This window comes from Sphingobacterium paucimobilis HER1398, from assembly GCF_000416985.1.
GTDB classification, from domain to species: Bacteria; Bacteroidota; Bacteroidia; order Sphingobacteriales; family Sphingobacteriaceae; genus Sphingobacterium; species Sphingobacterium paucimobilis.
On sequence record NZ_ATDL01000016.1, the window covers coordinates 87,567 to 111,735 of the forward strand.

22 protein-coding genes and 1 tRNA gene are annotated in these 24,169 nt (G+C 39.1%); 13 read left to right on the plus strand and 10 right to left on the minus strand.

Annotated features, from left to right (window positions below; all coding sequences use genetic code 11):
- Positions 1 to 154 precede the first annotated feature (154 nt).
- Positions 155 to 1,528, plus strand: a complete 1,374-nt coding sequence (locus M472_RS37220; protein WP_021071066.1) for a PepSY-associated TM helix domain-containing protein — start codon at positions 155 to 157, stop codon at positions 1,526 to 1,528.
- Positions 1,529 to 1,581: 53 nt separating this feature from the next.
- Here M472_RS37220 and M472_RS37225 read toward each other — a convergent pair whose 3' ends face one another.
- The gene (locus M472_RS37225; RefSeq protein ID WP_021071067.1) at positions 1,582 to 1,929 is read right to left on the minus strand and encodes a phage holin family protein; all 348 of its coding nucleotides are present in this window, start codon (positions 1,927 to 1,929) and stop codon (positions 1,582 to 1,584) included.
- A gap of 171 nt (positions 1,930 to 2,100) precedes the next feature.
- Here M472_RS37225 and M472_RS37230 point away from each other — a divergent pair, with 171 nt between their 5' ends.
- The 3 genes from M472_RS37230 to typA all read left to right on the plus strand — a co-directional run bounded on the left by M472_RS37230 (position 2,101) and on the right by typA (position 5,848).
- On the plus strand, positions 2,101 to 2,514 hold the full coding sequence (locus tag M472_RS37230; RefSeq protein ID WP_031301860.1) for a DUF2147 domain-containing protein: 414 nt from the start codon (positions 2,101 to 2,103) through the stop codon (positions 2,512 to 2,514).
- Positions 2,515 to 2,651: 137 nt separating this feature from the next.
- Entirely contained in the window at positions 2,652 to 3,842 is a 1,191-nt protein-coding gene (gene kbl / locus M472_RS37235) for a glycine C-acetyltransferase (RefSeq protein WP_021071069.1), read from the plus strand.
- A gap of 206 nt (positions 3,843 to 4,048) precedes the next feature.
- Positions 4,049 to 5,848 carry a translational GTPase TypA gene (typA, locus tag M472_RS37240; protein ID WP_021071070.1) on the plus strand — a complete coding sequence of 600 codons (1,800 nt, stop codon included), beginning with the start codon at positions 4,049 to 4,051 and terminating at the stop codon, positions 5,846 to 5,848.
- Positions 5,849 to 5,907: 59 nt separating this feature from the next.
- Here the strand turns inward: typA and M472_RS37245 are convergent, their stop codons facing one another.
- Both M472_RS37245 and M472_RS37250 read right to left on the minus strand, forming a co-directional pair.
- Entirely contained in the window at positions 5,908 to 6,411 is a 504-nt protein-coding gene (locus M472_RS37245) for an ecotin (RefSeq protein ID WP_022829393.1), read from the minus strand.
- 92 nt (positions 6,412 to 6,503) lie between these two features.
- A complete protein-coding gene (locus tag M472_RS37250) occupies positions 6,504 to 7,613 on the minus strand; it encodes a DUF4407 domain-containing protein (protein WP_021071072.1) in 1,110 nt (369 codons plus the stop codon).
- 244 nt (positions 7,614 to 7,857) lie between these two features.
- Here M472_RS37250 and M472_RS37255 point away from each other — a divergent pair, with 244 nt between their 5' ends.
- Both M472_RS37255 and M472_RS37260 read left to right on the plus strand, forming a co-directional pair.
- A complete protein-coding gene (locus M472_RS37255) occupies positions 7,858 to 9,972 on the plus strand; it encodes a M3 family metallopeptidase (RefSeq protein ID WP_021071073.1) in 2,115 nt (704 codons plus the stop codon).
- A 377-nt stretch (positions 9,973 to 10,349) separates the two neighbouring features.
- A complete protein-coding gene (locus M472_RS37260) occupies positions 10,350 to 10,667 on the plus strand; it encodes a hypothetical protein (protein WP_021071074.1) in 318 nt (105 codons plus the stop codon).
- A 133-nt stretch (positions 10,668 to 10,800) separates the two neighbouring features.
- Here M472_RS37260 and M472_RS37265 read toward each other — a convergent pair whose 3' ends face one another.
- Together M472_RS37265 and truA are read right to left on the minus strand one after the other, a co-directional pair.
- Positions 10,801 to 12,564 (minus strand): ABC transporter ATP-binding protein, encoded by a 1,764-nt coding sequence (locus M472_RS37265; RefSeq protein ID WP_021071075.1) that lies wholly within the window; start codon positions 12,562 to 12,564, stop codon positions 10,801 to 10,803.
- A gap of 38 nt (positions 12,565 to 12,602) precedes the next feature.
- Positions 12,603 to 13,355 carry a tRNA pseudouridine(38-40) synthase TruA gene (gene truA / locus M472_RS37270; RefSeq protein ID WP_021071076.1) on the minus strand — a complete coding sequence of 251 codons (753 nt, stop codon included), beginning with the start codon at positions 13,353 to 13,355 and terminating at the stop codon, positions 12,603 to 12,605.
- Positions 13,356 to 13,466: 111 nt separating this feature from the next.
- On the opposite strand from truA, the gene M472_RS37275 reads away from it, so the two are divergent.
- Positions 13,467 to 13,940, plus strand: a complete 474-nt coding sequence (locus tag M472_RS37275; RefSeq protein WP_021071077.1) for a DUF4293 domain-containing protein — start codon at positions 13,467 to 13,469, stop codon at positions 13,938 to 13,940.
- The gene (locus M472_RS37280; RefSeq protein ID WP_021071078.1) at positions 13,940 to 14,401 is read left to right on the plus strand and encodes a hypothetical protein; all 462 of its coding nucleotides are present in this window, start codon (positions 13,940 to 13,942) and stop codon (positions 14,399 to 14,401) included. Before M472_RS37275 ends, M472_RS37280 begins: the two co-directional genes overlap by 1 nt.
- A 34-nt stretch (positions 14,402 to 14,435) precedes the next feature.
- Here the strand turns inward: M472_RS37280 and M472_RS37285 are convergent, their stop codons facing one another.
- The gene (locus M472_RS37285; protein ID WP_021071079.1) at positions 14,436 to 14,975 is read right to left on the minus strand and encodes a tetratricopeptide repeat protein; all 540 of its coding nucleotides are present in this window, start codon (positions 14,973 to 14,975) and stop codon (positions 14,436 to 14,438) included.
- Positions 14,976 to 15,157: 182 nt separating this feature from the next.
- Between M472_RS37285 and M472_RS37290 the strand changes: the two genes are divergently transcribed.
- Both M472_RS37290 and ung read left to right on the plus strand, forming a co-directional pair.
- Complete coding sequence (locus M472_RS37290) at positions 15,158 to 15,673, plus strand: DUF421 domain-containing protein (protein ID WP_021071080.1); 516 nt, start codon at positions 15,158 to 15,160, stop codon at positions 15,671 to 15,673.
- 50 nt (positions 15,674 to 15,723) lie between these two features.
- Positions 15,724 to 16,398, plus strand: coding sequence for a uracil-DNA glycosylase (gene ung / locus M472_RS37295; RefSeq protein ID WP_021071081.1), 675 nt, complete (start codon positions 15,724 to 15,726; stop codon positions 16,396 to 16,398).
- Here the strand turns inward: ung and M472_RS37300 are convergent.
- The gene (locus tag M472_RS37300; RefSeq protein WP_021071082.1) at positions 16,395 to 17,474 is read right to left on the minus strand and encodes a DUF6695 family protein; all 1,080 of its coding nucleotides are present in this window, start codon (positions 17,472 to 17,474) and stop codon (positions 16,395 to 16,397) included. The genes ung and M472_RS37300 overlap by 4 nt on opposite strands.
- A 5-nt stretch (positions 17,475 to 17,479) precedes the next feature.
- Positions 17,480 to 17,950: an Lrp/AsnC family transcriptional regulator gene (locus M472_RS37305; protein ID WP_021071083.1), complete on the minus strand. Its 471-nt coding sequence runs from the start codon at positions 17,948 to 17,950 to the stop codon at positions 17,480 to 17,482.
- Positions 17,951 to 18,396: 446 nt separating this feature from the next.
- Between M472_RS37305 and sufB the strand changes: the two genes are divergently transcribed.
- From sufB to sufD, 3 genes are all read left to right on the plus strand, one after another.
- Positions 18,397 to 19,848: a Fe-S cluster assembly protein SufB gene (sufB, locus tag M472_RS37310; protein ID WP_021071084.1), complete on the plus strand. Its 1,452-nt coding sequence runs from the start codon at positions 18,397 to 18,399 to the stop codon at positions 19,846 to 19,848.
- A gap of 85 nt (positions 19,849 to 19,933) precedes the next feature.
- On the plus strand, positions 19,934 to 20,686 hold the full coding sequence (gene sufC / locus M472_RS37315; protein WP_021071085.1) for a Fe-S cluster assembly ATPase SufC: 753 nt from the start codon (positions 19,934 to 19,936) through the stop codon (positions 20,684 to 20,686).
- Positions 20,687 to 20,793: 107 nt separating this feature from the next.
- A complete protein-coding gene (sufD, locus tag M472_RS37320; RefSeq protein WP_021071086.1) occupies positions 20,794 to 22,101 on the plus strand; it encodes a Fe-S cluster assembly protein SufD in 1,308 nt (435 codons plus the stop codon).
- 384 nt (positions 22,102 to 22,485) lie between these two features.
- On the opposite strand, the gene M472_RS37330 is transcribed toward sufD, so the two are convergent.
- Positions 22,486 to 22,558 (minus strand) — tRNA-Gly (locus M472_RS37330).
- Positions 22,559 to 22,619: 61 nt separating this feature from the next.
- Positions 22,620 to 24,167, minus strand: coding sequence for an NAD(P)/FAD-dependent oxidoreductase (locus tag M472_RS37335; RefSeq protein WP_021071087.1), 1,548 nt, complete (start codon positions 24,165 to 24,167; stop codon positions 22,620 to 22,622).
- Between the last annotated feature and the right edge of the window lie 2 nt (positions 24,168 to 24,169).

Consider the following 24,169-nt stretch of genomic DNA (forward strand, 5'->3'; position numbering starts at 1 on the left):
TATGCGCTAGCTCAAGGTAGAAGTTATTACAACTGGAAATAAATTAAAAGTAAGTCGAATAACCAGCTTCTTGTTTTTTACAAACAGCTAATTTTGTGTCAAACATTATTTAGACTAAGAATAAATAATATATATTTGCAAAAAATAAAACAATATGTCTTCATCCAATTGGCCTAAGATTCGCAAATTTTTCAACGATATCCACCTTTGGGGCGGATTGATTTCTGGTATTGTCGTACTGGTTGTCTGTCTGACAGGAACTGTCTATACTTATAATACAGAACTTCGAGAAGCAGCTATACCTCAATATTATAAAGTCACTCCAGAGGGAGATAAAAAAAATGTGGACACCCTTATTGAGCAGGCTAAGACGTCTATAAAGGGGAAGGTTGTTGGGGTGAAAGTTCCTTTTGATACCGATAAGACGATATTTGCATTGTATAGTAAGCCTAAAAAGGAAGAGGGCGATTCGGAAAAGAAGGAAGAGAAGAAAAAGACTGAGGTTAATACGGGAATTACGGAAGCCAAACTTGCCGCTAAGGGAGATGAGTCTGCGTCCAAGGAAAAAGAAACTAATAAGGTTGGTGAAGCGGGGAATGCAGGTGCTGGGAAAGAGAAAAAAGCTGCCCCAGCTGCTGGTGGACGTGGTCCTCGCGCCAATCAGATGGCCTTAAATCCGTATACAGGACAGGTTATCGGTGACCCCTCGGATGAGAGGACGAAGACAGCTGCTTTGATGCAGACCATGTTCGGCTTGCATCGCTGGCTACTTCTGAATGAGGTGGAAAAGCCTATTATAGAAGGGGTGGAGAATCGTAAGTTGGGATCTTGGATTACAGGTACAGCTACGTTATTGTTTTTGTTGGGAGTTGTCTCTGGTATGATTATCTGGTTTCCAGCTAAGATGAGAGGATGGAAGAATGGTCTTAAGATAAAATGGTCAGCAAGATGGAAGCGTATCAATCACGATTTACATAATACCCTCGGTTTCTATAGCTGTATAATTCTATTCCTGATGTCAGTGACAGGACCTTTCTGGTCATTTGAATGGTATAGGGCAGGATGGCAAAAGACTTGGGGAACCTATAAATCTCCGGATGCACCAAAGGAAGATAAACCGGCATTAGTTTCTGTACTACCAACGGATGGGAAAGAACCTCTTACTATCGAAGAGACTATTTTAATTGTGAATAAACTGCTGCCTTATGATGGAGATATTACGGTGAATTTTGCAAAAGATAGTGTCGGTACTGTTTCTGTCTCAAAGAATCGTATAGGTTTTTTCGCTCCTTCTGCAGGGGATAAATTAACGTTGGATCAATACAGTGGAACGGTGCTAGAGAAGGATATTTTTAGAGATAAACCATTTAACGAGCGGGCATCTGCATCGATTAAGGCATTGCATATTGGGGATATATATGGACCATTTAGTAAACTTTTATATTTCATGGCTTGTCTTATTGCGACCTCTTTACCAGTTACAGGTACGATGATTTGGATCAATAAGATGAAGAAAAAGAAGAAATAGCATAATAAGGCCCTTGTTTATAACTAACAAGGGCTTTTTTTATCTCTTGATTCCTATTTCTTTCGGCTCAACATACTATCGAGAATCATCTCGATTATTGCAACGACAATTGCAAATAATGCTGCGTTCCAAAAACCGTCAACATCAAATTTGGACCCCATTATAGAATCGCTCAGCATGATCATAAGGATAGTGATGATGAATGAAACCAGTCCAAAAGTAAGCCAATTTAAAGGAAATGTAAACAGTCTCAATATACCACCAACTATGGCATTTACAAAACCGATTACCAAGCCAGTGACTATAGCCCATCCAAAACCGGCCACATGTGCTCCAGGGATAACATAAGCTGCAATTGCAACAACTAATCCTGTCAATAAAAGGGAAATAATGAATCTCATAATAGTACCTGTTTTTAATTAATGCATATTCAAAATTGGTGCCAAATGCTTGACATACGATGCGTCTGAGCCTATACTTGAACAGCATAATGTCAATATGTTAAATAGTTTATTATGCTTGCATATGAAAAATGTGTTATCTTTAGTATACATTTTAAACTTAATTATACTATGAGACAGTTATTATTTTCTTTTGCAGCGCTCGTGTTTTCTATGGCCTCTTATGCGCAAAGTAAGGATCCTATTCTAGGGACGTGGTTAAATCCAAGTGGGGAGGGGAAGGTGGAAATCTATGAATCAAATGGGAAGTTTTTTGGTAAGTTGTACTTAGTCAAAGATAAGTCAAAGAAAGACGCAAAAAATCCAGATGAAAAATTGAGATCCCGTGATCTAAACGGAATCGTATTATTGAAAGATTTTTCAAAGAAAGGGGACTCGTATGAGGACGGAGAAATCTACGATCCCAAAAGTGGCAAGACATATAGTTGTAAGATGAAGCTTAAAGATGATGGTAGACTTGATATCCGTGGATTCGTAGGTATCGGTATGTTTGGGAGGACTGAAACCTGGAAACGGGTTAAGTAGTGTGTGCTGATAATATTCAGGCAAATGATTTCGTAATGGGGTGTGATAAAATTCTGCTATCTTTGGGGGTAAAATAGAATCTTCCAAGAGCTTAAGGCTTTGGATATTTTAAACCTTTAATTTTTTAATTTTTTCACATGTACAAAACGTTAAAGCCAGCATTAGAAATTGAGTTAGCCGCTATTAAAGAAGCAGGACTTTATAAAGAAGAACGGATCATCGTAACCCCTCAGGGAGCAGATATCAAAGTGAGTACGGGACAAGAAGTTGTTAACTTTTGTGCAAACAATTACCTTGGACTTTCATCACATCCAAAAGTTATTGATGCGGCAAAGAAAGCTATAGATGACCATGGTTATGGTATGTCTTCGGTTCGGTTCATCTGTGGAACACAAGATGTACACAAAGAATTGGAAGCTAAGCTGTCCAAGTTTTTAGGAACAGAGGATACTATTCTCTATGCTGCAGCCTTTGATGCAAACGGAGGTGTTTTTGAGCCTTTATTTGGTGCTGATGATGCTATTATCTCCGATGAGCTGAATCATGCTTCCATTATTGACGGAGTACGTCTATGTAAAGCGCAACGTTTCCGCTATAAGAACTGTGATATGGATGACTTAGAAGCGCAATTAAAGGCAGCTTCTGGAGCCCGTCATAAAATCATCGTGACTGATGGTGCGTTCTCGATGGATGGTTCTGTTGCTCCATTAGATAAAATCTGTGATTTGGCAGATAAATATGAAGCTTTAGTGATGATCGATGAGTCCCACTGCTCGGGTTTCATCGGTAAGACAGGCAGAGGTACGCATGAGCTATTTGATGTCATAGATCGTATTGATATTATAACAGGTACTTTAGGTAAAGCTTTAGGGGGCGCTTCCGGAGGGTTTACTTCAGGTAAAAAAGAGATTATCGATATGCTGCGTCAGCGTTCTAGACCGTACCTTTTTTCAAACACCTTAGCTCCTGCGATTACAGGTGCGTCTGTGGCTGTATTAGATATGCTGAGTGAAACGACAGAATTGAGAGATAAATTAGAATCGAATACATTGTATTTCCGGGAGCAGATGACTGCTGCAGGTTTTGATATTAAACCTGGATTTCATCCAATCGTGCCTGTGATGCTTTATGATGCTAAGTTGGCGCAGGAGTTTGCTGCTAAAATGTTAGACGAAGGAATCTATGTAATTGGTTTTTACTATCCTGTGGTGCCTCAGGGCAAAGCTCGGATTCGTGTGCAGATATCTGCTGCCCATGATAAAGCCCATCTGGATAAGGCTATTGCGGCATTTACGAAAGTAGGGAAAGCCCTCGGCGTAATCTCGTAAATACGCAAATTACTTGTTAACTAAGAAAGGAAAAAGACATTGCTGATATCATAATAGATCCTTCGCGGCGGTTTTTGATGTAAAAATGTCTTAAGTATTTGAATGTGAAATCGGAAGGTTAACAAAATAATAATATAAAATACTAAAATTTGAGGTGTAAAATAATTATCTTTGCACCCTGAATTTAAAACAAATTTACTTGCTAGATGCAAAATATTAGAAATATAGCGATTATCGCTCACGTCGATCACGGAAAAACTACGTTAGTTGACAAAATCTTACATTTCACGAACCAATTTAGAGATAATGACGGTACAGGTGATTTAATTTTAGATAACAACGATTTAGAACGTGAACGCGGTATTACGATCGTTTCGAAAAATGTTGCCGTCAAATACAAAGACGTTAAGATTAATGTAATCGATACGCCTGGTCACGCCGATTTTGGTGGAGAGGTGGAGCGCGTACTAAAAATGGCGGATGGTGTAGTGTTGTTGTGTGATGCCTTTGAAGGACCGATGCCTCAGACGCGTTTTGTTACGCAAAAGGCTTTGGCTTTAGGATTAAAACCTATTGTCGTTGTTAATAAAGTAGATAAGGAAAACTGTCGTCCAGACGAAGTATATGAAAATGTTTTTGATTTATTCTTTAGCTTAGATGCTACCGAAGAGCAACTCGAATTCCCAGTATTATACGGATCATCTAAACAAGGATGGATGTCGACAGATTGGAAACAACCGACAGAAGATTTCAGTCCTTTGTTAGATGCAATTATAGAGCATATTCCTGCTGCACCGCAAGCTGAAGGTACATTACAGATGCAAATTACGTCTTTAGATTACTCTACATTTGTCGGTCGTATAGCGATTGGTCGTGTTGAACGAGGCACTATTAAAGAAAATCAGCCTATATCATTAGTAAAACGCGATGGCAAGATTGTAAAAAGCCGTGTTAAGGAACTTCAGATATTTGAAGGATTGGGACGTCTTAAGGTTTCTGAGGTAAAGGCTGGTGATATTTGTGCAGTGGTAGGTATTGAAGGTTTTGATATTGGTGATACTATCGCCGATTTCGAGAACCCTGAACAATTGGAGGTTATCCAAATCGACGAACCTACCATGAACATGTTGTTTACGATTAATAACTCGCCTTTCTTTGGTAAAGAAGGTAAATTAGTTACTTCTCGTCATATTCATGACCGTTTACAGAAAGAATTAGAGAAAAACTTAGCATTACGTGTCGTTCCTACGGAATCTCCGGATGCATGGTTGGTATACGGTCGTGGTATCTTACACTTGTCCGTACTTATTGAAACTATGCGTCGTGAAGGCTATGAATTACAAGTTGGACAACCGCAGGTTATCGTTAAAGAAATCGATGGTAAAAAGTGTGAACCAGTAGAGGTATTGGTTGTAGATGTCCCTGGTGATGTGTCTGGTAAAGTAATCGAATTGGTAACACAGCGTAAAGGTGAGTTGTTGATTATGGAAGCAAAAGGTGAAATGCAGCACTTGGAATTCGAAATTCCGTCACGCGGTATCATCGGATTGCGCAACAATATCCTGACTGCTACAGCTGGTGAGGCTGTAATGGCGCACCGTCTTAAAGGCTATGAGCCTTGGAAAGGAACAATCCCTGGCCGTCTGCACGGTGTCTTGATTTCTTTAGATAAAGGTACTACAACAGCTTACTCTATTGATAAGTTACAAGATCGTGGTAAGTTCTTTGTTGAACCAGGAGTAGAGATCTACGAAGGACAGATTTTAGGAGAGCATATCAGAGACAACGATTTGACAATTAATATTGTTAAGGCTAAGCAATTGACAAATATGCGTGCGTCCGGTACGGATGATAACACACGTATTGCTCCTGCTATTAAGTTCTCGTTAGAGGAATCAATGGAATATATCCAAGGCGACGAATATATTGAGGTAACACCTCAGTCTATACGCTTACGTAAAATTTACCTAACGGAAAATGAGCGTAAGGTAAACAAGAAAGTTTAACACACAAAAAGGCCAGTCAAATTTGACTGGCCTTTTTTATTTCCAAAGCTTTATATAGTCTATTTTTTCTTGACGCGTTCTTCTGCTGCAACATAGACATCTTCTTCCGCTTTATAGATCTTGAATTGCACCTCATATTCATCAGGTACATAGATTACGATCGGTAGTCTTCCATTGTAGCGCACCATCTCTGGTTGTGCTGAAACAAATAGATGCCTATTGGGAGCATCTGGACAGCCCATTTGTGTCGAAACGACATTGCCATTGGTTTTGAATACATAGTAATCATATCCCCATCCCTGTAAATCCTTCTTTTCTAACGTTCCCTGTAGGGAAAAGTGATTGCAACCATCAACCTCCATCCATTTACCAACATTGAATTCGATCTTCTTGTTGTCGTCATTTTTAGAATGAGGTACCTCGATGATCATTTTCTTATATCCTTTTTCGGGAACCGGGAATATATCCGTGTTTTGTTTTAGGACAGATTGTGCCATAGTCATTGTTGTCAAGCTTAAGAGACCCAATAAAACGGTAAAGGTCTTGAGAAGTTGTTTCTTCATATTTGTTTGTGTTTAAAAGAATACTGTTCTGTTTATACCAAATATGATTCCAAAAACGCAAAAAGGTTTAATAAACAGCTGTTATGAATGTCTTATCCTGATTTTTTTGACATTTCGTAGCTTTCCGTGAGCTTATCCAGGCGTTTTTGAATAGCGATATCAATACGCTGAGGTATCAATTGGTTCAACGCATTTTTCTCGATATCTATATTGGATGTTGACTCAAATAAATGCACCGTCCGCTGGTTATGAAGGGCGACATCGTATGGGTCCTTGGCACTCATCAATTTGACAAAGACGGGGAGACACTCGAAGAATATGAAAAGCAAGGCTATAAAGATCACCGCATATTTGGTCGAATCATTTTCTGTGCCATCAGCATTTTTATGGAGGTTGGCCAAGGCGGTATTTCTGTCGGCAAAGCCAGCTATATTCACGGCGCTGTCCAGACTGGTTTCTGATAGAATTCGTTGATCTAGCAATCCTTCTTTTTCTTTTCTGACCAAGAGTTGATTCTCTTTGTTTTGAATTCTATTTCTTAACGTATCTAAAAATATTTCCTCTTTTTTGAGATTCTCTTCCTTACGTTTGGCGTGGGTGCCATATCCTAATACGCCTGAGGTTACCATGGTTTTTGTACCAAATATCTCGTGATTGAGCTGCTGTCTAGATGTCTTGATTGTAGATTCCAAAGAGTCCGCTTGACGTTTTAACGTCTGCAGTTGCGTATACTCGACTTGATATTTGCTCTCAAAGGTATGATTTAGCGTGTCTATACGTGCATGTTGCTGTTTTAGGTATTCAACTCGAAGATGTTCCTTTATTTCTTTGTCGAAAATTTTAAGTTCTAGAGGGCGAGAGATGACGATACCAATTAAAATAGCTAACAATATGCGGGGCAAAGCTTGGAGCAGTTGTTTGCCGTAGCTTCCCGACTTGTTCATACTAAGAACAATGTAGCGGTCAAGATTGAAGATGGCCAGCCCCCATATCATTCCAAAGAAGCTGGCGTATAAGGGAGCTAGCGAACTGCCGCTAAAGACAAAGAATAGTGCGTAACCTCCTGCTAGACTCGCGAAAAGTCCGGTAAAGAAAATGGTAGCCCCTATACTGACATATTTGCTGTGTTCTTCTGGAAATTGAGAAAGCGTTTCTTTGTGCACTCCGGCACACCACCAGAAAAAAGATTTTAATGTACTCATTATATTGAACTTGAGCTAGAATAGTTTTTTTCAAAAGTATAAATGATATGGGAATCTTTAACATGATTTTCGGTGAACGTCAGCAAATAAGCGGTGAAACAAGAATTTGTCGCTAAATTTATATAAGTTTGTAGGGTCAAATTAAAACCGAAATTTGAATCATAAGTGTAGAGAGTAAATTCCGGTCAAGGGATGATACTTGAGCTAGATAGAACGAAAAATAGAAGAATATAAATAGATTGAAATGAGTAAAAAAAACTTCATTCCATTTTTGGTTGTTGCCTCCATGTTCGTAGGGTGTAATAACGAAGAAAAAAGTACGGGTTCTGATAATCCGTTTTTGGCGAGTTATGACACGCCATTTAATGTTCCACCTTTTGACAAAATCAAAGATGAACATTTTAGACCTGCTTTTGAAGAGGCACTTAAACAACATAATTTGGAAATTGACAGTATTGTCAATAATACAGAAGAGCCTAATTTTCTGAATACTATAGTTGCCTTGGAGAATGCAGGAACATTATTGGGTAATGTATCTACAGTCTTCTATAATTTGAATTCGGCAAATACCAACGATACTATTCAAGCTATAGCTAAAGATTTGGCACCTCAGATATCTGCGCATAGTGACGAGATTAAATTAAATGCAAAGCTTTTTGATAGGGTTAAAGCTGTATATGCGAAGAAAGATGCTCTTGGATTAGATGCGGAGGATCAGAAATTACTGGAAGAAACATATAAAGGTTTTGTAAGAGCCGGAGCCAACCTGTCTGAAGCAGATAAGGCTAAGTTGAAACAAATTAATGCCGATCTTTCCGTATTGACAACCCAGTTTGGACAAAATTTATTAGCAGAAACGAATGCTTACGAATTGGTTGTTGATAAGAAAGAGGATTTAGCGGGCTTGCCTGAAGGTTTGATCGCGGCGGCGGCAGAAACTGCAAAAGCCAAAGGTAAAGAAGGAAAATGGGTGTTTACACTTTCTAACCCTTCGGTAATGCCATTCTTACAATATGCGGACAGTAGAGAGTTACGCAAGGAAATATGGAACGCATACCAGTCACGTGCTAATAACGATAATGATAGCGATAATAAGGCAGACTTGGTCAAGATCGCCAACCTACGTTTAGAAAAGGCTAAGCTGTTAGGCTATACGTCGCATGCTGCTTATGTTTTAGAGGAATCAATGGCGGGCAACCCTAGAAATGTGTATAGCTTGTTGAATAAACTATGGGGACCTGCACTTGCAAAAGCGAAGGTCGAAGCTGCAGATATTCAGAAAGAGATTGAGGCAGCGAAAGATACCTTTAAGGTAGCACCATATGACTGGAGATATTACGCTGAGAAGATACGAGTTAAACGTTTTGCCTTGAATGAGGAAGAAATTAAACCATATTTTAGTTTATCCGCCGTCCGTGAAGGTGCTTTTGCTACTGCTACAAAATTATGGGGAATTACCTTTGTCGCATTAAACAACGTACCTACATATCATGAAGAAGTGGAAGTGTATGAAGTGAAAGATAAAGACGGTTCTCATCTGGGAATATTATATGCAGATTTCTTCCCTCGTGATTCAAAACGCGGTGGCGCATGGATGACTTCGTACCGTAGCCAACAAACGAAAGATGGCAAGCGTGTAGCACCAGTAATCTCCATTGTATGCAATTTTACGAAGCCTGTTGGTGATCAGCCCGCATTATTGACATTTGATGAAGCTACGACATTATTTCATGAGTTTGGACATGCTTTACATGGATTGTTTTCCAACGTAAAATATAAGTCGTTGGCTGGTACTTCAGTTTCGCGCGACTTTGTAGAGCTGCCGTCTCAGGTAATGGAAAATTGGGCTGCAGATCCTGAAGTGTTGAAAACGTATGCTAAACATTACAAAACAGGAGAAGCTATTCCTGATTCATTGATCGCTAAAATGGAAAAAGCTGGGACTTTTGACCAAGGATTTGCGACAACAGAATATGTCGCTGCATCATTATTGGATATGAATTACCATGCTGCGACTTCTGCAATCAGTACAGATGTCAATGCTTTTGAAAAAGCAGCGATGACCAAGGTAGGCTTGATTGATGCGATTATTCCACGTTACAGAAGCACTTATTTTCAGCACATCTTCTCTGGTGGATACTCTGCGGGATACTATGCTTACATATGGGCAGAAGTCTTAGATGCTGATGCATTTGCCGCTTTTAAAGAAAAGGGGTTATTTGACCAGGCTACAGCAGATTCTTTCCGTAAGAACATTTTAGAAAAAGGAGGAACGGGAGACCCTGCAGAATTGTATAAAGCGTTTAGAGGTAAAGATCCAGATCCTATTCATTTGATGAAGAAGAGAGGACTGAATTAATTAAATCCTTAAATAGATAAAGGGACTGATTTCTGAAAACGGAGTCAGTCCCTTTTTTTATTCAATTTTTCACTCATTTGTTTTTTGACCAAGGTACTATCTTGTTTCTAATAAGTTAGATCTTAAGATACTTTTTAACTAGGGATTATGTAGCTTTAACATAGCTATGGGCTAGACTAGGGTTATGTTAAGGCTATGTTAAAGCTGTCTAAAAGATAGCTTATTACCTAATCTAGCAATAAAGAGATCCGACCTGTTATGAACAAAGGTCTGCGTACATTTGTGCGGTAGTATAGCAGAGATAAAATAAAATTTAATAAAAGTTTTTCTATTGCCACTCTTTTATTTACATTTGGTCTAAATAAAAATTATAGTTTATGTGTCAATCTATCACATTGGGTTCGAAAGGCAATACAACCATTAGTTACTGTAGCAAATGCAAAAATCATTATATATGGCAAGGGGCTTTTATATTAACCTTTAATCCCTTTCAATATGATTGTTTTCTAGAAGAAATAAATAAAAGAATAGGTGCAGAAGAATTCTTGGGATTCCCTGATGGAATATCCCGAATATTGCTGCCGACACCAGTACAAGAAATTCTATTTACATTTTCAGAGGATGAATGGCGTGATTTTACGAGTACACTACAAGAGGCCTATTATATGCGTGAAATTTATCAGATAATAAATTAAAAATATTAAGTCCTGGATGCTTGTCTTTTAATGACTGGCGTCTAGGCACAAACAACAGTTTTATAAATAATTTTCTCTCTCTTCTTTTTATAGACTGTAAATCCCCTTAGTCAGACTTTGGGGATTTCTCTTATTATATACCCGTTGAATTAAATTGTAGCTCGTAAAGCTTTTTATAATAACCATCTAAATTCAATAACTCGTGGTGAGAACCGATTTCTTTTATTTCCCCTTTATCGAGCACAATAATTTTATCTGCCTTTTGGATGGTCGACAAGCGGTGAGCAATAACAATAGCCGTGCGTCCCTCCATCAGATTGTCAATAGCAGACTGTATCATTTCTTCTGTTTCGGTATCAATGGAAGAAGTAGCTTCGTCTAGCACCAGAATTTTTGGGTTATGTACCAAAGCCCGAATGAATGAAACCAGCTGAGCTTGTCCCGCAGATAAGGTCGCTCCTCGTTCCTGTACTTCATAATCGAATTGATTGGGTAGCTTAGTTATGAAATCATATGCTCCGACTCTTTTTGATGCATCGATGATGCTTTCTATTGAAATCTGGGGATTGTTTAGCGATATATTGTTTCTTATGCTGTCAGAAAATAGAAACACGTCTTGTAGTACAATGGAAATATTGGTCCGCAAAAAGCTAAGCTCATACTCACGAATGTCTATTCCGTCAAGTAATATTTGACCTTTTTGTATTTCATAAAATCTACTTAATATGCTGATGATAGAAGATTTACCTGCACCAGTCGCTCCGACCAATGCCAGTGTATCTCCAGGGGCAACGCTAAAACTGACATCTTTTAATACCCACTTCTCATCGTCATAAGCAAACCAAACATTCTTGAATTCAATAGCTCCTTTAATTTCTTTATTTTCGAGGGTTCCCGTATTTGGCGTAAACTCGTTTGTATCCAAGACATCAAAAATACGCTCTGCCGAAACCATTCCCATCTGCAGCGTATTGAACTTGTCAATCAGTTCCCGTATAGGGCGGAATATCATATTGATGTACATGATAAAAGCAACGACCACCCCTGGGGATATGACATCAGCAATGATTTGCTTCGAGCCGTACCAAACCAGTAATCCCGTGGCTATGGCGACGATAATTTCCAATACCGGAAAAAATATAGAAAAGTACCAATTGGCACGTATGTGCGCATTCCGGTGCTCCTTATTGATTGCTTCAAACTTCCGCATTTCCTGATCTTCACGGGCAAAATATTGGATAATTGCCATGCCGGATATATGTTCCTGTAAAAAGGTGTTGAGGTTGGCGATCCATAGTCTTACACTTTGAAAGGCTGACTTCATAGCTTCCTTGAAGACATAGGTTGCTGCAATCATCAATGGCATAGGGACTAAGACAATCAGGGTCAGTTTCCAATCCGTATAGAACATCACTGCGAGGATAACCACCAACTGGAGAAGATCACCAATAATCTGGATCAATCCTTCTGAGAAAATATTGGCGATAGTTTCCAAATCAGAGATTGTTCGTGTAATTAATCTTCCGATTGGCGTATTGTCAAAGTATTTGAGTCGAAGATTAGTAATATGATTGAATACTTGGATTCGGATATCTCGAATGACCGATTGGCCCAAGGTGTTCGTCATTAAGGTATGAAAATAGCGTATTATAGTTTGCAATACCAAAAGCAACATCATCAATACCAACATCGTATTCAGACCATCGTATTTCCCCTTGAGAATATAGTTGTCTAGTGTATGTTCTATTAGCAGGGGAAGGGCTGGAGCTACTGCGGCTAAAAGAATAGTGAGTATAACCGATATCCAAAAGATGCCGCTATAGGGCCGCATATATTTTGCTAGTCTTTTGAGTAGCCTGTTGTCATAGGTAGTGCCTGTTATCTTCTCCTTTTTCATCCGAATCAATTAGTAGTGTATGACTGCTGCGATATCAATCATACGTAGGGGTAAAGAACCCGAGTTAAATATAAACCGTGAGCTGGGACGGAAGCTCCTGCCATGGACCTGTCTTTACTAGAGAGTATCTCTGTAATATAAGATACGGGGAGGTCCTGTAGACCAATCTTCATCAAAGTGCCAACAATGGCCCGTACCATATTTCTTAAAAATCTATCCGCAGTTATGTTGAATACAATAGTATGTCCTATCTGTGTCCATTTCGCTTCGGTGATTGTACATATATTGGTGTGAACTTGCGTATTGGATTTGCTGAAACATGAAAAATCCATTGTGCCTAAAAGCAGTTGAGCCGCTTCGTTCATTCTGTCCATGTTAGGAAGTTCTCTGATATGCCAAGATCTATTGATGAGAAACGGATTCTTATGAAGATGCATATGATATTCATAACTACGCGAGGTGGCATCAAAGCGTGCGTGGGCATCAATTGAGACTTCAAAAACATTGTTGATCGCGATGTCATAAGGGAGCAACGCATTCAGAGAATGCTTGAATTTTTCTCTGTTGTTTATTAAAAGAGCGTTTGCACTATCAAAATGAACGTAGAGCTGCTTTGCATGTACTCCAGTGTCCGTTCTTCCCGCGCCAATGGTTTCTATGTTTTCTCTCGTCAGCGTATGTAAAGCATGGTTAAGTTTCTCCTGTACCGATATCGCATTAGGTTGAATCTGCCAACCGTGATAGGCACTGCCATCGTAGGCAATCTCTATAAAAAACCTTTTTTTCTCCACAAAGCAAAGATAATATAAAAGTTTTAGGGTTTACATAGTGCTTTTTCATTCCGTGTTCGTGAATGCAAAGCATTTTATATAAGTTTGTGCTATTAATAATAATGTAAAGTTATGATACAACGTATTCAGTCCATTTGGCTTCTATTGGCGGCTATTATTATTCTCGGACTATTTCTTTTTCCCTATCTGAATTATACGGATCTGGTTGGCCTAGGTAAGAAGCTTTTGGTAACCGGTTCTTATGCTGCTGTAAATAATGAAAGTGTCAAACAGGAAAGCTATATATTACAAAGTATTGCAACGGCTGTATTGGGATTTATTCCTATTTTAACGATATTTTTATATAAAAATAGGAAAAGACAATTGACGTTGATTTTTATAGAAATAGTATTGATCTGTTTGTTCGGAATATGGTTATTCGTGTCTTCAAAAGATACGTTAAGTTTAATTTCTCAACCCTTTGGAGCACAAAATATTGGTGTTGGCTTTTTTCTGTTGCCAATAGCTGTTGTCTTTTTAGCTATGGCTATAGGGGGGATCCGCCAAGATGAGAAACTGATTAAATCTGCCGACCGTCTACGATAATGAGGACCTTATTTTTACTGATTAGCCTGGCTTTTTGTTCTGTCGTGACACCATCTTTTGCTCAGGTAGCAACAGAGGAGCCTACTGTAGTTAATGATATACAAATAGATGTGAAAGGTGTTGCTTTGACTACAAAGGGAGATACAGCTACTGTTGAGCTTTATCTGATCTCTTATACAAGAGGAGGTAGAGAATTAAATCTGAATAGCTTTGCGTCCGGTATTGTGGATTCTAAAGGACAGCCTTATTTATACGATTCAATGCGTATTGGTAAGGTATTGGTACAGGCATCAGATAGACAGAACTATACACATTACTTATTGGAAGAAGATGTTCCTGTCAAGCTCGTAATGAAGACGGGGGGATGGAAAAAACAATGGGGAATGCCTCAGCAATTTAAATTGGTATTTGAAGATAGCGGAGAGCAGGGGAAGTTCTTGGAGGTAATTATTGATTTATAATAAAGAAGGCAATCTATTTAGATTGCCTTCTTTATTATCTTGAATAACGAAACTGTTGTTTGTCCATCATTGTCATCTGATCTTTCATCATCTTGATCTGGTCCGCTAATAATTTGTTCTTATCTGCTTTCTTCGCTTCTTGCAAAAGTTTCTCAGCTTCTCGCTTGTTTCTCTTAGCCATCATGACGCCTGCTAGGCTCAATTTTGCCAAAGCTACGTTGTGATCCATATGTAAGCCTAGTGAAAGTGCCTTTTTGAAGAATTTTTCTGATTGCATAGGCGCACGTTGCGACTCAATCAGACCCAGCAACAGATGATAATACCCATGTTGTGCATTGATTAACTGCGTTTCATAGTTTTTAATCTTATTGAGCCATTTCTCCGCATTTGGAATATCCTGTTTCCTGAAATACCATTGCGCAATAAGCATATTTTCGTTAAAAAATACGGTAACCCAGGCAAGAATAGTGATTAATATTCCTAAAATCCCCCAGCCCCAGTGACCAAACCAAAAAAGAGCCACAGTACCTATTAATAGGAGGCTACTTAGAATTATACGTACTAAATTTGACATTTTAATCTATAACTATATTATACTTGCAAATATCTGTTAATTTAAGGTGTTATCCAACAGCTTTGATGTATAAAAGTGTTCAATTTGATGTTTTGATGTGATCCGAGCTCTATTTATAAGAATATGAAAGGGAAGGAAATAGGATTTGTAATTTTTATCTTATCTTGTAGAAAGGAAACTCGATGGAAATATATTTGAATGTTATTGTCCGTTGTGTAGCGGTTTACCTTTTCATGCTGATTGCAATCCGTGTTTTTGGAAAGAAGGAGCTCTCACAACTTAATACCGTGGATGTCATTTTGATATTACTGATAAGTAATGCTGTGCAGAATGCAATGGTAGGAGATGATACAAGCTTGGGAGGAGGCTTGTTGGCTGCGCTTGTTCTTTTTCTCGTTAATTTCTTTATCAAAAGGATGGTGTTGAAAAATAAGTTTTTCCAAAAAATTGTGGAGCAGAAGCCTCAGGTATTGGTACATAAGGGTAAGCCTGACTTTGATATGCTGAGTAAGATTGGGATATCGGCAGATGAATTGTATGAAGCCATGCGGGAGCATGGCGTAGAGCATATTAAAGATGTAAAGTTAGCGATGTTTGAAGAAGATGGAAATATTTCTATTATCTCTGGTGAATCCGTATTAAAACATTCTGTTTATAAAAGGAAGCATAATCACAAGAACCTTCAGGGGGCAAACTAATATTGGTTTAACCATTCTTTATATAAGTCATTTTATTTAAGTTTGAACCTATGGAAAAGCTATTTGATGAAAGTTGGGATGAGTTGTTAAAACCATTGCTTAAGCAAGAGCGTATGCGTCACCTATCTGCTTTTGTGCAGCAGGAGCGCCGTAATCACATTGTCTACCCTCCGCAGGAATTGGTCTTTAATGCTTTTCGGCTGACCGCTCTCCCTGATGTGAAAGTTGTGATTCTGGGTCAAGATCCTTATCATAATGTAGGACAGGCTCATGGATTATCCTTTTCGGTACCTGATGGTATCATGCATCCTCCATCTCTTAAGAATATTTTTGCAGAACTTACTACAGATATTCCTGGTTTTTCCTATCCCAAATCCGGTGATCTCACCAAATGGGCAGAGCAGGGAGTTTTGTTACTTAATGCGACACTTACGGTTCGGGCACATCAAGCCGCCTCTCATCAAAAGCAGGGGTGGGAAGAATTTACCGATCAGGTTATAGCTCAGATTTCTAAAGAGTTGAATCACGTTGTGTTTGTGTTGTGGGGGGCATATGCACAAAAAAAATCGGTGCTGATTGATCACAGTAAACATTTAGTGTTAAAAGCTGTGCACCCTTCTCCGCTTTCAGTTTATCGCGGTTTCTTTGGGTCCAAGCACTTCTCGAAAAGTAATGAGTACCTGACACAAAAAGGCCGAAAGATTATTGATTGGCACTTAGATTAAGCATATCGTTCTTGGATATGTTTGTAAGTGTATTCTTTTAGTTCCAACTGCTGCAGGTGTTTTATTCGCAACTTATTTCCTTGTTGTAGAATATGCGTAAATAGAAGATTGCTGTCATAAGTGATTTCAAACTCTTGGGTAGCGTCAAAGGAATCTTCGGCTTCACCCAAAACGACATATTCCAATCTTCCCGAAGTTGTAAAACGCTTAATTGTGAATTGTTTATTTTCTCTGGGGTCAACTGTATACCATGCGCCATCTCCGACACCACCTAGATACATGGCGTCTTTGGGGACGGTGATCGGTTTAGATCGGTAGTTTACCGCACCAATAATCTGGTCGGTGGGAAGTAGATCCGCTTTCGCCTGAAACACGTTATCTCCAAGCTGTTTGACCAAGAACCAGAAAGACTGAAATCTGTTCATGCGAAAATGAACAAGACCTTCTTCAGGTGTATAGGAGTAAATCATCCTATCACTTACTGTATTGACCAGATTGCTCACTGGGCTGCATTTAATAGTCTCCGGTAGGTTGATCATATGCCAGAAATGAAATCGTTGCGAAGATTTGATCAGCATTCGGGTAATGAATCGAGAACAATTGTTGTTATTTCGAGCGACAGCTCCGTAAGGATATGTACCTTGCATAACGCATTGATCACCATATGCGCGAGCCATTGAGAAATTTATGCCGTCAACGATAGATAAAAAGAGCTTCCCCTCACCATACATTGCTGATTTTAGATGTTCAAAATATTCTACAATTTCTGGAAGATTGGTGACCCTACCAGACGAAAACTTGGCTTTGAGTTTGATTTCAAGCAAAGGGTCAGAAAACTGAGATCTTGCACGTCCATAGCCTCGGGGAGCGATGTATCTTCCAAAATCATAAAAAAGCATGTTCCCATTACGATGGTCTACGATAACGACACCTGTATGTCCAACTTTGAAATTCAGATTTTTCACTATACCTATTTTCTTGAAAAACATCATCCATTTTTCATCGCCTCTAATAGTTGCGTCGGGCCATGTCAATATTATTGCAAAGTCGTTATAAGGTATCGTTTGCTCCTGCATTCTATTTAGTATTCTAGTGGTACGATAGGCTCTTTTTTTGAGGTTGACATAATCATCATCGTCTGGAAAGTTTTGACAAATGGAATTTTAGCGATCTTTTCCATAATCACACCTTCGTAGGCTTTAATGTCTTTAACGTAGACTTTTAGTATAAAATCACAGTTTCCTGTCACGTGGTGGCATTCTGTGACTTCTGGTATGGCTTTTACTGCCTCTACAAATTCAGGAATTGCATTATGCGTGTGAAAATCTAAGGAGATTTGAATGAATGATTTTATACCCAGGCCTAGTTTTTCCTCGTCAACAAAAGCATGATAGCTTTTTATAAAACCAGAATTCTCCAGTTTCCGAACCCGTTCTAAAGTAGGAGCTGGAGACAAGCCAATATTAGTTGCAAGTTGGAGATTTGTAATTCTTCCGTTTTCTTGCAGCAGCCGTAGTATTTTTAAATCTAATTTATCCGGTTGATAAGACATAAGGCTATTTTACTTCAATTTGTAAACTTAAATAAAATGGTTTGCATTCACGAATGCACTAGGCAAAAAATAACATGTACAACTTTGCTGTGATAGTGTTGTGATATAGTCAAAGATCTGATAGTCTTTGCCAAAAACTGTTTATCTACAGAAATTGTGTTGCATAAAAATAGAAATTATTTTTGAATGAAACATGCTGTTTTTGCTAGAGGAGATTGTGTTTGTTTGATTTTTATGTGCTGTAGTAGATGAGTTTAGGGATCATTTTTCTGTCAAAAAAAAGAAGGAAAGATGCGTAACGCACAAAAAAAGGTGATGTTTGTCACAATTTTGGAATTTATGGGGTTTGTGAGGCTAAAATATACCTCTAAATTGCTATTTAAGTCGTAGCTTTGTAGTCCTATAATTGAATAGGGGTCACCTAATCCATAAAAGGAAAGATTACTATGAGTACCAAAGAAGACGAATTACTGAAAGAGCTGGAGCAGGAGGAGTACAAATACGGTTTTACCACCGATATTGAAATGGACATTGCTCCAAAGGGGTTGAATGAAGACACTATTCGCCTAATATCTTCAAAAAAAAATGAGCCTGAGTGGTTGTTGGAATGGAGGTTAAAAGCATTTCAACATTTCTTAAATATGAAAATGCCAACGTGGCAGAATTTTGAAAATCCTGAGGTTGATTTTCAAGATCTTTCTTATTGGGCCGCACCGAAGCCTAAGAAGTTGTTGGAGAGCATGGACGAAGTGGATCCTGAATTGTTAGAAACATTTGCAAAACTGGGCATTCCTCTCGATGAACAGAAAGTTCTGGCTGGAGTTGTAGCTGTAGATGCTGTTTTTGACTCCGTATCTGTAAAGACAACTTTCCGCGAAAAGTTGAAGGAAAAAGGTGTCATATTTTGTTCGTTCGGAGAGGCAGTTCAAGAGTATCCTGAGCTTGTGAAGCAGTACTTGGGTACAGTGGTTCCGCAAACTGATAATATCTACGCGGCATTGAACTCCGCTGTGTTTTCCGACGGTTCCTTTGTGTATATTCCTAAGGGGGTACATTGTCCTATGGAGCTTTCTACTTATTTCCGTATAAATGCACAGAATACAGGGCAATTTGAACGTACGTTGATAGTTGCAGATGAAGGCTCTTATGTGTCTTATTTAGAGGGGTGTACGGCTCCTATGCGGGATGAAAACCAACTCCATGCGGCAGTAGTTGAATTAATTGCAATGAAAGATGCCGAGATTAAATATTCAACAGTACAGAACTGGTACCCTGGAGATAAAGAAGGAAAAGGTGGGATTTTTAACTTTGTAACCAAACGAGGAATCTGTAAAGGGGATAATTCAAAAATTTCTTGGACACAAGTAGAGACTGGTTCTGCGATCACTTGGAAATATCCAGGAGTTATACTTAAAGGAGATAACTCGGTAGGTGAGTTTTACTCTGTCGCTATGACCAAGAATTTTCAAGTCGCTGATACGGGGACCAAGATGGTTCATTTGGGAAAGAATACGAGATCAAAAATTATTTCTAAGGGAATTTCGGCAGGCAGGAGTCATAACAGCTACCGGGGCTTGGTTAAGATAGGTCCGAATGCTGACAACTCACGTAACTTTACGCAGTGTGACTCGCTGTTGATTGGCGACCGTTGTGGGGCACATACCTTCCCTTATATCGAGAACAAAAGTAAAACTGCGAAATTAGAGCATGAGGCAACTACCTCTAAGATTGGTGAAGACCAAGTGTTTTACCTAAATCAACGCGGAATTGATTCCGAAAAAGCAGTAGGATTGATTGTTAATGGTTACGCTAAGGAAGTGTTGAATCAGCTACCAATGGAATTTGCAGTGGAAGCACAAAAATTGATAGCTATTTCTCTAGAAGGTTCCGTAGGGTAGTCAAGCTGTTATATTAGATAAGTTTAAAAATAAAAATTGAGGTAGAGATCTAATTACTCCATACTCAATACTCAATAGAAAGATAATGTTAAGCATTAAAAATTTACATGCGTCTATAGAAGACAAACAAATATTAAAAGGATTAAACTTAGAAGTTAAACCAGGAGAAGTACACGCTATTATGGGGCCTAACGGCGCCGGTAAAAGTACTTTGGGAAATGTGCTTGCGGGTAGAGACTCTTACGAAGTAACAGAAGGAACAGCCATGTTGGATGGAGTTGATCTATTGGATCTGTCACCAGAAGACAGAGCGAGAGAAGGATTGTTCTTGGCGTTTCAATATCCTGTAGAAATTCCTGGGGTTTCAAATATCAACTTCCTGAAAACAGCGGTTAATGATATTCGTGAGTACAAAGGATTGCCTCCAATGGAAGCCAAAGAATTTTTAAAAACGGTAAAAGAAAAGCAACAGTTAGTAGAATTCTCCGCTAATTTAGCGAACCGTTCTTTGAATGAAGGTTTCTCTGGTGGAGAGAAGAAGCGTAATGAGATTTTTCAACTAGCCATGTTAAATCCGAAATTGTCAATTTTAGATGAGACGGATTCAGGATTGGATATTGATGCATTGCGTATTGTGGCCAATGGAGTGAATCAGCTTCGTTCAAAAGACAACGCATTCGTCGTAATTACACACTACCAGCGTTTATTGGATTATATCGTTCCGGACTTTGTGCACGTACTCTATGATGGACGTATCGTGAAAACAGGAACAAAAGAGCTGGCATTAGAGCTTGAGGAAAAAGGCTACGATTGGCTTAAAGAGTTGGAAGCTCAATAAGGCTAATCGGAAGATATAAAGAGCGCTTTGAATATTATTCGGAGCCATTTACAAAAAATAGATTCGCTTTGAAGGATTTGGTGTCGGGCGGGTTGAAAAATAATAACATGAGTACTATAGTAGCAAATTCTTTATTCGAACAGTTGGCTTCTACTTTTCAAGAGTTGGAATCGACTAATGAACCTTCATCGTTAAAAGAGATACGAAAGGGTGCCTTTGCTCAATTCGAGCAGCAGGGATTCCCTACGGTGAAAAATGAGGATTGGAAATATACAAACATCCATAGTCTGGTTAATAAAACTTATTTATTGAACGAAGATGTGGATGTGTCAGATTTGGATCTTAGCCAAGCGGATATCCCTGGTTTAGATGCACATCGTATCGTGTTGATCAATGGGCAATATGTACTTGCTTTTTCTTCATTGGAAGATGAGGTCGGTGTTACAGTAAAGCCAATTGAGGAAGCGGTGTCAGAACAAGCTTTTCAAAAGCACTTTGCTCAACATGCCGATAAAACAGGAAGTGCTGTAGTAGCATTAAATACAGCTTTACATACTTCCGGACTCTATCTAGCTGTGGGTAAGAGTAAGATTGTTTCCAAGCCTATTCAGATAGTTCACGTAGCTACGGGCAATAGCGATTTCTTTGCACAGACTAGAAATTTGTATGTCATCGAAGCAAATGCCGAAGTAGAGATTATTGAGTCTTTTATTACCTTGGAAAATTCTGCAAAGAACTTACAGAATAAGGTAACGGAGATTGTGTTAGATGAGAATGCAAAAGTTCAGCACTATTATTTGCAGTTAGCATCTGAGGTTGGACATTATATCAACCATACTGAAGTTTATCAGGCAAAGTATAGTCTGTACAATAACTACAACTGTAACTTTCCTGGGGTATCTTTTGTGCGCAATGATATTAATGTGCGTCTAGATGCAGAAAATGTAGAATCCCATTTGTATGGTATTAATCTATTAGCTGACAAGCAGCTTGTGGACAACCATACGATTGTAGATCATATGAAGCCTCATTGCGAGTCTTACGAGTGGTATAAGAATATTCCACAGGACGAGTCTACAGCCGTTTTTAATGGAAAGATATTCGTTCGTGAGGATGCGCAGAAAACAAATGCCTTCCAACAGAATAACAATATGTTGATCGGTGATAAGTCAACAGTAAACACAAAACCTCAATTGGAAATATTTGCGGACGATGTCAAATGTTCACATGGTTGTACTATGGGGCAGTTTGATGAGGAAGCGCTTTTTTATCTACGAGCGAGAGGAATTGGCGAAGAGTCGGCGAGGACCTTGCTAGTCCATGCATTTGCATTTGACGTGACTTCTAGATTCTCTAATGAGGTCGTAAGAGAATATGTTGAAAATTTAGTCTCTAAAGGACTTGAGAAAAAGTAATTAATAGTAGTGTAGTTTATATTAAAGCGTCTAGGATTTTTCTTGGACGCTTTTTTGTTTGTTATTATTCGGAGGTGTTTAGTCTTATTGAAAGATAGAATGGTGCGCAAAAGATTGATACAGAGCTTGTTTTTTAGGCTAAGAGTAAGCTCTTCGAAAGTTTTGACGAGTTCTTGATCTAGAGGCATCTCTTTTTATATTTGTGCAGGCTGTATATTGTCACGAATTAACTTTCTATTTGTAGGAGCTTTCTTTGTCCTGTGCATAACAAGTTCTGGTTCGGAAAAAGTAAGCTGTATTTTTAGGAGAGTTTGTTGTTGAGGTGGTTGATAGAGCTCATAATAAAAAAAGCTCCGAAATTTAGGAGCTTTTTTTATTATTATGAGCGAAAGACGAGATTCGAACTCGCGACCCCAACCTTGGCAAGGTTGTGCTCTACCAACTGAGCTACTTTCGCTTGTTTTGTGATACAAAAGTAAGGTATTTTACGATGCTTGTCAAGAGGAATAGTAAAATACTTAAAGAGATTTGTATAGGGCATCTACACAGTTTATTCCGTCGATGGCTGCGGAGACAATTCCTCCTGCGTAGCCGGCGCCTTCAGCACAAGGGTAGAGTCCTTTTATTTGGGGATGTTGTAGCGTTTCTTTATCCCGAGGTATCCTTATCGGAGATGAAGTCCTTGATTCTACTCCGACCAAGATTGCTTCGTTGGTATAATAGCCTCTCATCTTTTTGCCGAATATAGGCAGCGCACCACGAAGAGCTTCATGGACAAAGCTAGGGAGGACCTCGTTAAGATCTGCTGATTTGGTGCCAGGTTTGTAGGAGTTGACAGGCAGGTCTTGGGATAATCTGTTTTCGACAAAGTCAACCATACGCTGCGCAGGAGCTACAAGCTGGCCTCCTCCTAATTGGTGGGCTTTTTGTTCGACTTTTCGTTGGAAGTCAAGAAGAGCGAATGGGTTATTGAGGGCATTGGGAATATCTTCTAGGTTGATCTGGATGACTGTTCCTGAATTGGCTGTAATGTTATTTCTTTTAGAGGGCGACCAACCGTTAACCACGATTTCATCGGGTTCGGTTGAACAGGGGGCTATAATTCCTCCAGGACACATACAAAAAGAGAAAACACCTCTGTCATTCACCTGTTCGACAAGACTATAATAGGCAGGAGGAAGATTTTCGTGACGCGTACTGCAATGATATTGAGCTTGGTCAATAATGGATTGAGGGTGTTCTATCCGTACGCCCAGAGCAAAAGGTTTGGCTTCAAGTTGCCAGTTTTTTTTCCGAAACAATTCATAGATATCCCTTGCTGAATGCCCCGTTGCCAATAGGATATGGTTGGCTTCAAATCGTTTGCCATCTGCTGTTGTTACCGCAGTGACCTCATCAAATTGAACGATGATGTCGTCGACCCTGCTGTCAAAATGGATTTCTCCTCCCATTTCTAAAATGCGGGTACGCATATCTTCAATAATATGGGGAAGCTTGTTGGTTCCGATATGAGGGCGGGCATCTACTAAGATATCCGCATCTGCACCATGTTCTACGAATATGGAAAGTACCTTTTCTACGTTTCCTCTTTTGTCCGATCGGGTATACAATTTACCATCGGAGTACGTGCCGGCACCTCCTTCTCCAAAGCAGTAGTTGGATTCTGGGTTTACTACTCCGTCCCGATTGATTCTGGCTAAATCTCTGCGACGGTCTCTTACGGATTTACCTCTTTCCAAGACAATTGGCTTTAGGCCAATTTCCAAACAACGATAGGCAGCGAACAAGCCAGCAGGCCCGGCACCGATAATAATTACAGGCTTGGCATCCTTTACCTGTTGGAGATTTGATGTGAATTGGTGCAGAATGGGAGATTCGTCTATGAAAAATACAACCCGTATTCTGTATACAACGGCTCTAGACCGAGCATCAATAGAGCGTTTACGAATATGGATGCCCTTGATACGATTGGGACTGATCTTTAATTTAATGGATCCTTGCTGGATAATATAATTTTCGTCCTTGATAAAGTCGGGGCTTATTGCCAATTCAATCTCTTTCTGCATAC

Coding starts and splice junctions, on each gene's coding strand:
- M472_RS37220 (WP_021071066.1), top strand. CDS start 155: ATGTCTTCATCCAATTGGCCTAAGATTCGCAAATTTTTCAACGATATC.
- M472_RS37225 (WP_021071067.1), bottom strand. CDS start 1,929: ATGAGATTCATTATTTCCCTTTTATTGACAGGATTAGTTGTTGCAATT.
- M472_RS37230 (WP_031301860.1), top strand. CDS start 2,101: ATGAGACAGTTATTATTTTCTTTTGCAGCGCTCGTGTTTTCTATGGCC.
- kbl (WP_021071069.1), top strand. CDS start 2,652: ATGTACAAAACGTTAAAGCCAGCATTAGAAATTGAGTTAGCCGCTATT.
- typA (WP_021071070.1), top strand. CDS start 4,049: ATGCAAAATATTAGAAATATAGCGATTATCGCTCACGTCGATCACGGA.
- M472_RS37245 (WP_022829393.1), bottom strand. CDS start 6,411: ATGAAGAAACAACTTCTCAAGACCTTTACCGTTTTATTGGGTCTCTTA.
- M472_RS37250 (WP_021071072.1), bottom strand. CDS start 7,613: ATGAGTACATTAAAATCTTTTTTCTGGTGGTGTGCCGGAGTGCACAAA.
- M472_RS37255 (WP_021071073.1), top strand. CDS start 7,858: ATGAGTAAAAAAAACTTCATTCCATTTTTGGTTGTTGCCTCCATGTTC.
- M472_RS37260 (WP_021071074.1), top strand. CDS start 10,350: ATGTGTCAATCTATCACATTGGGTTCGAAAGGCAATACAACCATTAGT.
- M472_RS37265 (WP_021071075.1), bottom strand. CDS start 12,564: ATGAAAAAGGAGAAGATAACAGGCACTACCTATGACAACAGGCTACTC.
- M472_RS37275 (WP_021071077.1), top strand. CDS start 13,467: ATGATACAACGTATTCAGTCCATTTGGCTTCTATTGGCGGCTATTATT.
- M472_RS37280 (WP_021071078.1), top strand. CDS start 13,940: ATGAGGACCTTATTTTTACTGATTAGCCTGGCTTTTTGTTCTGTCGTG.
- M472_RS37285 (WP_021071079.1), bottom strand. CDS start 14,975: ATGTCAAATTTAGTACGTATAATTCTAAGTAGCCTCCTATTAATAGGT.
- M472_RS37290 (WP_021071080.1), top strand. CDS start 15,158: ATGGAAATATATTTGAATGTTATTGTCCGTTGTGTAGCGGTTTACCTT.
- ung (WP_021071081.1), top strand. CDS start 15,724: ATGGAAAAGCTATTTGATGAAAGTTGGGATGAGTTGTTAAAACCATTG.
- M472_RS37300 (WP_021071082.1), bottom strand. CDS start 17,474: ATGCAGGAGCAAACGATACCTTATAACGACTTTGCAATAATATTGACA.
- M472_RS37305 (WP_021071083.1), bottom strand. CDS start 17,950: ATGTCTTATCAACCGGATAAATTAGATTTAAAAATACTACGGCTGCTG.
- sufB (WP_021071084.1), top strand. CDS start 18,397: ATGAGTACCAAAGAAGACGAATTACTGAAAGAGCTGGAGCAGGAGGAG.
- sufC (WP_021071085.1), top strand. CDS start 19,934: ATGTTAAGCATTAAAAATTTACATGCGTCTATAGAAGACAAACAAATA.
- sufD (WP_021071086.1), top strand. CDS start 20,794: ATGAGTACTATAGTAGCAAATTCTTTATTCGAACAGTTGGCTTCTACT.
- M472_RS37335 (WP_021071087.1), bottom strand. CDS start 24,167: ATGCAGAAAGAGATTGAATTGGCAATAAGCCCCGACTTTATCAAGGAC.